Source organism: Cupriavidus numazuensis (assembly GCF_905397435.1).
Lineage (GTDB): Bacteria > Pseudomonadota > Gammaproteobacteria > Burkholderiales > Burkholderiaceae > Cupriavidus > Cupriavidus numazuensis.
The window spans coordinates 1-7,296 of the sequence record NZ_CAJPVI010000120.1 but is presented as its reverse complement, the minus strand read 5'-3'; the positions used below and the strand labels follow the sequence as shown (position 1 = coordinate 7,296).

Below are 7,296 nucleotides of genomic sequence, written 5' to 3'. Positions count from 1 at the left end.
CCACCAGCTTTCTCAGGTGGGCTTGCGTGGCTCCATCCAACTTTCGGGCATCAGCTTTTGTCTTCATGCCCATATAACGCAATACGCACTATTTGGTGCACACGTCAGTAAGACGTGCACCCATGTCACGGCGCTTGTTGGGGACGAGACGCTGAGTGAAGTCACGCTGACCGATGTGCGCACCGGCCAGCACCGCAACGTGAAGACGCACTGGCTCTTCGTCTGCATCGGGGGCGTGCCGCAAACAGAATGGGCAGCGCAAGTGGGCATCGTGCGGGACGAGGCGGGCTATCTCGTCACCGGTCCAGACCTTCGCGAGTTCGAGCACGGCCTGCGATGGCCGCTTGACCGCGCACCGCTTTATCTGGAGACCAGCATGCCGGGCGTGTTCGCTGCGGGAGACGTGCGCCATGCGTCGATCAAGCGCGTGGCATCGGCGGTAGGTGAAGGCGCGATGTGCGTGGCGCTGGTGCATCGCTATCTGAACGGCGGCTGAACGGCCGCGCACGGTTGTTGCCAAGCATGCGCGAGGCTCGCAAGGCGACGCCGCGCAAGCGGCATCGCCCACGGGCCTTCTATCACACGGGCGCCGGTGTCTGCTCGTCCACCTCGCGCGCCGCCTCCGCATCGGCGGATCGCTTCTGCACGCGCACCGCATTCACGCCTGAGTCGTAGGTGATCGTCACCTTGTCGCCGTCGCGTACGTCGCCCCGCAGCAGCGCATCGGCGAGTTGCGATTCCACCTCCGCGCGAATCTTGCGCTTGAGCATCCGTGCGCCGAACTCGGGGTCATAGCCGATCTCCGCGAGATGATTGCGCAGCGAATCGTCGAACGACAACTCGATATTTTGTCCGGCCGCGGTGCGCTGCACGCGCGCGAGTTGCAGATCGACGATGCTGCGGATCTGCGCCTTTCCAAGTGCATGGAACACCACCACTTCATCGACGCGGTTCAGGAACTCGGGCCTGAAATGATGCCGCAGCACCTCCATCAGACGGTCGCGCAGCGTGGGGTAGTCGAGCTGCGTCTTGTCGGCACGCATGTTGTCCTGGATCATCTGCGATCCAATATTGCTTGTCGCGATGATGATCGTGTTCGTGAAATCCACAAGACGACCTTTGCCGTCAGTGAGACGGCCTTCGTCGAAGAGCTGCAGCAGGATATTATGCACCTCCGAATGCGCCTTCTCGATCTCGTCGAGCAGCACCACGCTATATGGGCGGCGCCGCACTCGCTCAGTCAACTGACCGCCTTCCTCATAGCCGACATAGCCCGGAGGCGAGCCCACCAACCGCGCCACGGTATGCCGCTCGGAGTACTCGCTCATGTCGATACGCACCAGCGCGTTCTCGTCGTCGAACACGGAGGCAGCGAGGGCTTTGGCGAGTTCGGTCTTGCCCACGCCAGTCGGTCCGAGAAACAGGAAACTCGCAGTCGGCTTGCCGCCTTCAGTGAGGCCGGCACGTGAGAGCCGGACAGCTCTTGCGACGGCGCTGACCGCCTCGTCCTGGCCGACCACGCGCTCCCTCAGGCGGTCTTCGAGACGAAGCAGCTTCTCTCTGTCCTCAGCGGTGAGTTCGGACACCGGCACGCCGGTGAGCGACGCCACGACCTGCGCGATATCCTCCGCCGTCACATTTTGCGAACTGGTGCCGCGTTCCTTCTTCCACGCTTCTGTCGCATCGTTGAGGCGCTCCTGCTCGGAGATGAGCTTCCCTTCCAGTTCCTTCGCCTTGTCGAACTGCTTGGCGGCGCTTGCCGCATCCTGCTCCTGGCGTGTGCGGCGGATGCTTGCCTCGATGTCGTGCAGTTGCGTCGGCCTGGAATTCGATGCGATGCGCACACGAGCGGCCGCCTGGTCGAGCAGGTCGATGGCCTTGTCCGGCAGGAATCGCGCGGCGATATAGCGGTCCGACAGCTTCGCCGCAGCCGCGATGGCTTCCTCGGTGATCTTCACTTTATGATGTGCTTCAAGGCGGTCGCGCAGCCCGCGCAAGATTTCGATGGTTTCCGCGACGCTCGGCTCGGGTACGTTCACCGGCTGGAAGCGGCGCTCGAGGGCCGAGTCCTTCTCGATGTACTTTTGGTATTCGTTGAGCGTCGTGGCGCCCACGAGATGCAGTTCGCCGCGCGCGAGCGCCGGCTTGAACACGTTGCCGATGTCCAGTCCACCTTCGCCGCCGCCCTGGCCGGCACCCACGATCGTATGCAGTTCATCGATGAAGACGATCAGCCGGTCCTGGTTCTCGACGATCTCATCGAGCACCTGCTTCACACGCTCTTCGAACTCGCCACGGTATTTTGCCCCCGCCACCACGCTGTTAATGTTCAACTCGACGACGCGCTTGCCGCGCAGCACTTCCGGGACCTGGTCCTGCGCGATACGCTGCGCGAGTCCTTCCACGATCGCCGTCTTGCCGACGCCTGGTTCGCCGATCAGCACCGGGTTGTTCTTGCGCCGGCGGGCAAGAACCTCGATAGTCGTTTCGATTTCCTTGTCGCGGCCGATCACCGGATCGAGCTTGCCGCGCCGCGCGAGATCGCTGAGATCGCGCGCGTACTTGTCGAGCGTTGGCGTGGTGGAGCGCCCCTCGACAGTGCCTTCCTCGGCGCCCTTGCCGACCACCTTGACGGTCTTCTGCCGGAGCGCATGCGACGATAGCCCGTACTTCCGCAGCAACTCGCCCGCGAAGCCGTCTTCCTCTTCGACGAGCCCGATCAGGACATGCTCCGGCCCGACATAGCTGTGACCGAGCTCCCGCGACGCGGTAAGCGCGTTCTCCAGTGCGCTCTTTGCGCGCGGCGATACGCCGATGCGTTCCTCGTCCGTCCTCTCCGCGCGAGTGCCACGCGGAGCGCTCTTATCAACGTCCTTCTTGATCTCTTCAGGATCCAGCTTGAATTCGCGCAGGATCTCCTGCACCACGTTATTGTCGGCGAGTGCGAGCAGCAGGTGTTCTGTATCGACTTCGGACTTGCCGAACTCGACCGCCTTTTGCGCGGCCGCCTGCAAGCGGTCCAGGCCGCTCTCGCTCAGGAACGTCTGCAGGTCAACAGCTTCGCGCGCACGGCGATGCCGGCGCGGCCGGCCGCCGGGTGAGCCCGCGCGTGTACCCACGCCTGCGCCGCCGTTGCCGCCTTCCCCAGCGCTCGCGCGCGTCTCGTCCGCCTGGCCGCGGGAAGGCAAGCCACCCTGCCTACCTTCAAGTGGTGACCACATATCGTCGAAGAGACTTTCAAAGAGGCCGCCGTGAAAGAGCGACTCAAGCGGCGAGAGGCTGCGCTGGTTGCGTGCCATGAACTGCATGTAGTGCTGGTCGCACAGCGTCAACTGACGACGCTGGCCGTTCTCAGTGATCGTGATCTGCGACGTCGCCGGCTTTCCGCAAACGCTGCAAGTGGCCATGATGATCTCCGTTGGATGGGCAGTGGAGGATTGAAGGCGAGGCGCCGAGCGCAAGTCGTGAGAAGATTCCCCGCGCGCGCAGGAGCGTATCCGTTGATCGTCGACGCGAGCGCGCGGGATGTAGCGATGTCGCCCTGCGAATCCCCCTACTTGATCTCGATACGCCGCGTTGCCGCGGCTTCTTTGGCCGCTTTGGGCACCCGCACGGTCAGCATGCCGTTCTCGAAATTCGCCTCGGCGCGTTCGAGATCGACGCCGGAAGGAAGCGGAATCGCGCGCTGGAACTGTCCGAACGCCCGCTCCACCCGGTAACAGCCTTTCTCGTCGCTCTTCGATTCGATGCGCTTCTCGCCGGTCAGCACCAACATGTCCTCAACGACTTCGAGCTCCACGTCCTCGCGCGACATTCCTGGCAACTCGGCCACGATGCGCAGCGCATCGCCGTCGTCAATCACGTCGAGGCGTGGCTGAAAGCGGCCAGGACTGAAATCGCCGAACCAGTTTCCGAGCGGGCCGATCCCCCCGAACGGATCGCGTATCAAGTCCGTAAAAAGATGCAGAGGATCAGGCAGTGGCCAGCGCGCCGTATCGAATGATGCCGGCCATGCGGGCACGGCCGCATCCGGGGTCAACGGCGGGGGTGCCTGCTGTGAGGTCGCAGGCGCGGCGTTCACCTTCGCATCTGCGCTTCTTTCCTCGGGGCTCTTGCGCAGGAAGCGGAAAGGGTTCCACTTATCGAGATCCAATGGCATCGCTATGCTCCTTGTTCCAGCGAGCCGCCAGAGCGGCCCGAATGGTCAGTAACTCGTGCTGCGGTGTCGCCGCCCGATGTCACCCCTTGGCATATTCGAACTCCGGCAGCTTCTTCAGCGCCTCCTTGCTTGCGCCGGGGAGGATTGCCTTCGGCGCCATCTGCTTGAAATGCTGAACGGGGATGGCGACACGATGCGTCGCCATCCCGAGAAAGCCACCCACATCGATAATTGCGGCCGAGAGCGAGCCATCGGGTGCCACAATCAGGTCGTCGACCCGGCCGATCTTTTCGTTCTTATCGTTGTAGACATCGGAGTGGATCATCTTCGATGCGCGCCAGCCCGTTGCAACCAGTTGCGCTTCGGTGACGGTTACGCCAAGTGTCGCCTTGCCCGCGATAGGCACATCCTGCGCTGTCGCGGCGCTGGCCACCAGGCCAGCAGCGGATAGCGCAAGCACGAGTGTCGACAGCCTTGCGGCCGAGATGAGGTGAGTCTTCATGGTGTTCTCCGGAATGCGCAGCGGGATAGGTGGACGGCGGGCACAGGATGCGCTCACGAGTGAAGCGGCACGTTCTGCCCGTCGCGAAGGGCGGGCCGCCAGTTCCGTGCGCCGAGGCCGAGGACGAGCAGCATCACGCCTGTGACCATCGCGTAGGTACTGATCATCCAGACGAGGGCAATCGCGCCGGCACCGGGGGCGAGCAACACGAAGGCGCCGAACAGCACCGACAGGATGCCGATGAAAAACAGCAGCCACTCGTTGCGGCCGCGTCTTTTCAGCCGCACCCCGGCGATCAGGTCAAGTACGCCGGTGACGATGGCGTTCCCGCCCATGACCGCGATCAGCACCAGCGCCGTCACACCTGGCGCGGCGACGGCGATCAGGCCCGCAGCGATGCTGCACAGGCCTAGCAGCAACGGGATCCACCAATCTGAGCGGATCGCACGATGTCGTATCGCCCCGCTGACCGCCCCAACGCCTCCGATCAGTGCATACACCGCGAACATCGCGACGAGAAGCAGCAGCGTGAGACCAGGCCAGAACAGCGCGACGAGGCCGAACAGTATGCCTGCGGCGCCGCGCAGCGCGAGCATCCACCATGCGCGTCCGAGCAGTTCTTCCATTGTTGGGTACCTCGGTCGAGTCGACAGTATCCGGCTAACACGGCGTGCGCAATTGTTATGCCGCGTCTATCGTCAAGCATACGTTCAGGAGGCGCGCGGTTCTTTCGAGTTCCTGCCCAGAGGTGTCGGATTCCTGCACGCGCCGGTCACTCACGGATCGAGTCGCGAGCGCTTCACCGGATCGTCGGGCGGTTATGTGCGAGGCGGAACTCCCGAGGCGTGCAGCCTGCATATTGATGAAACACCGCGGTGAAGTGCTGCTGCGTCTGAAAGCCTGCGCGTGCCGCGACAGCGATCAGCGGGAGACTTCCTTCGAGAAGCATCAACTCAGCAAATCTCACCCTCTTGGTAGTCAGGTAGAAGTGTGGCGTAAGCCCCGTCGCGGTCTTGAAAGCATGTGCAAAATGCGACGCGCTCATGTAGACGAGCGCGGCAAGGCGCTCGATTGGGATGTTCTCCGATATGTGTTCGTGTATGAAGTGTTCCACGACACTCAACTTTAGCTGGGAGAGACTCGTACCTGCCTCGTGCGTATCGGCGTGGCGTCCGTACCGGGACGCGAGATGAAGTGAGATGACGTCTGCGAACGCGCCAAGGCACACGGGGTCGGGGCGTATGCCGGAATGCAACGCGCTAACCATGACGCCCGCTTCGCGCAGGAAAGGGTCCCACGCGGTGAACCAGCACGGGATATCACCGGTCCCGGCACCGAGTCCCTTTCGAGCGGTTTCCCTCAGCCTGGCCGAATTGAGCGTGAGGACAAGGCCGCGCGGATCGTCGTCATCGTCCACTTCGACGCAAGCCCCCGCCGGCACGATAGCGACGAACGGCGCACTGACGCTAAGACGGTGAGAGGAGCGCGCGCTGCCTCCGACGGCGCTCGCATGCGCGGTGGTCCGATCCGCCGGGATGACACACAAGATCCATTGCCCAGACCTTACGGCGCTGTCCGTGCAGGACACGCCGATCGAGTTGCAGTAAAGACTGCGCAATGCTGAAGTACGAAGAATATTCTCCATGTTGCCCGTACTCCAGGAAGGCGGATCGATCGTGACGCATGGAAGTCTAGTGTTCCATGGCTGTCTACGTTAGGTTTATTTTCTGTAACTATTCAGCGGGCATAGGGGACAGCACGTTGCCAGCGAACGCGTGAACCAAGGCTTCAAAGAGCGGTCGGGATTGCTTGCGCAGGGTGGCCAAGTAGAAGCGGATGGTGCAGAACGCGTCGAGACCGTCCAGGCTGCGGAAGCAACCCGAGACTTTCTGCTTGAGCTTGGGCATGCGGATATCGCGCTCGGCCAAATTGTTTGTGAAGGGGACCCGATGATCAGCAGTAAAGCGCCAGACCTGGTCCGCATGGCGTTCCAGACGCGCCAGCAGGTTAAAGGCGGGGCTTTGCTTGACCTTGCCCCGTTGCTCTGCCCGCGAGGGGTCCGCTGTTGCTGCGGATTGCGCCTGCGGCCTTCGGCAATCAGTTCGCACGAACGCTTCCGGTAGTACCGTTGGCGCGCTTTGGGCAGGCTCTGTGCGCCTTGTTCCATACTTCGGCTAACTTCGCCGCACGCCTGGCGAAGCAGTTCAATCATCTGGATGGCCCAGCGTTGCTGTGTGGCTTCCGAGATGAAGATCAGCTCGCGCAGATGGTGGGCGTTGCACAACGCGTGCTCGCATTCGTAGTGCGCGTAGGGAGCCCAGCCGTCATGCACGGCAATGCCCGTGAACGCCGGGAGAATACCGTGGCTGTCCATGGCCTCATCGTAATCGACGCACTGATGATGGCGTGGTTCCGGCGCAGGCCTGAGCCAGGCGCCCTGCATCACTCGGACCGTGGGTCCCAATACGCTAGCCACGACTTCCAGCGAAAGCTGAAGGAATATGGCATGCGCTGCTCGATGAGTCGCAAGGGAAACTGCTGGGACACTCAGTCCAAAATACGCTTCGAACGTCGGACCGATCTGACCCGTGCTGGGATTGGCCGAGCTGCCTTTGCGTTGACCTGTCGATCGGGT

7 protein-coding genes and 2 pseudogenes are annotated in these 7,296 nt (G+C 62.6%); 2 read left to right on the top strand and 7 right to left on the bottom strand.

From position 1 onward, the window contains the following. The coding region (locus tag KHO41_RS40450; RefSeq protein ID WP_211958803.1) for an NAD(P)/FAD-dependent oxidoreductase at positions 1 to 496 on the top strand (496 nt) is incomplete at its 5' end. A gap of 82 nt (positions 497 to 578) precedes the next feature. On the opposite strand, the gene KHO41_RS40445 is transcribed toward KHO41_RS40450, so the two are convergent. The 7 genes and pseudogenes from KHO41_RS40445 to KHO41_RS41750 form a co-directional block, all read right to left on the bottom strand. Beyond that, positions 579 to 3,407, bottom strand: a complete 2,829-nt coding sequence (locus KHO41_RS40445) for an ATP-dependent Clp protease ATP-binding subunit (RefSeq protein WP_211958802.1) — start codon at positions 3,405 to 3,407, stop codon at positions 579 to 581. 146 nt (positions 3,408 to 3,553) lie between these two features. Continuing rightward, a complete protein-coding gene (locus KHO41_RS40440; protein WP_211958801.1) occupies positions 3,554 to 4,159 on the bottom strand; it encodes an Hsp20/alpha crystallin family protein in 606 nt (201 codons plus the stop codon). Positions 4,160 to 4,238: 79 nt separating this feature from the next. Next, positions 4,239 to 4,661, bottom strand: a complete 423-nt coding sequence (locus KHO41_RS40435; protein WP_211958800.1) for a PRC-barrel domain-containing protein — start codon at positions 4,659 to 4,661, stop codon at positions 4,239 to 4,241. Positions 4,662 to 4,714: 53 nt separating this feature from the next. Continuing rightward, positions 4,715 to 5,287: an HdeD family acid-resistance protein gene (locus KHO41_RS40430; RefSeq protein ID WP_211958799.1), complete on the bottom strand. Its 573-nt coding sequence runs from the start codon at positions 5,285 to 5,287 to the stop codon at positions 4,715 to 4,717. A 173-nt stretch (positions 5,288 to 5,460) separates the two neighbouring features. Next, positions 5,461 to 6,306 (bottom strand): helix-turn-helix transcriptional regulator, encoded by an 846-nt coding sequence (locus tag KHO41_RS40425; RefSeq protein ID WP_211958798.1) that lies wholly within the window; start codon positions 6,304 to 6,306, stop codon positions 5,461 to 5,463. 88 nt (positions 6,307 to 6,394) lie between these two features. Further along, positions 6,395 to 6,769, bottom strand: a complete 375-nt coding sequence (locus KHO41_RS41755; RefSeq protein WP_280519736.1) for an IS66 family transposase — start codon at positions 6,767 to 6,769, stop codon at positions 6,395 to 6,397. Positions 6,770 to 6,795: 26 nt separating this feature from the next. Continuing rightward, positions 6,796 to 7,035, bottom strand: a pseudogene (locus KHO41_RS41750) (IS66 family transposase); the annotation flags it as partial. Between the two features lie 6 nt (positions 7,036 to 7,041). On the opposite strand from KHO41_RS41750, the pseudogene KHO41_RS40415 reads away from it, so the two are divergent. Beyond that, positions 7,042 to 7,206: pseudogene (locus KHO41_RS40415) on the top strand (DDE-type integrase/transposase/recombinase); the annotation flags it as partial. Positions 7,207 to 7,296: the final 90 nt, after the last annotated feature.

Excerpts from the sequence above, each read along its gene's own strand:
- KHO41_RS40445 (WP_211958802.1), bottom strand. The coding sequence starts at position 3,407 with ATGGCCACTTGCAGCGTTTGCGGAAAGCCGGCGACGTCGCAGATCACG.
- KHO41_RS40440 (WP_211958801.1), bottom strand. The coding sequence starts at position 4,159 with ATGCCATTGGATCTCGATAAGTGGAACCCTTTCCGCTTCCTGCGCAAG.
- KHO41_RS40435 (WP_211958800.1), bottom strand. The coding sequence starts at position 4,661 with ATGAAGACTCACCTCATCTCGGCCGCAAGGCTGTCGACACTCGTGCTT.
- KHO41_RS40430 (WP_211958799.1), bottom strand. The coding sequence starts at position 5,287 with ATGGAAGAACTGCTCGGACGCGCATGGTGGATGCTCGCGCTGCGCGGC.
- KHO41_RS40425 (WP_211958798.1), bottom strand. The coding sequence starts at position 6,306 with ATGGAGAATATTCTTCGTACTTCAGCATTGCGCAGTCTTTACTGCAAC.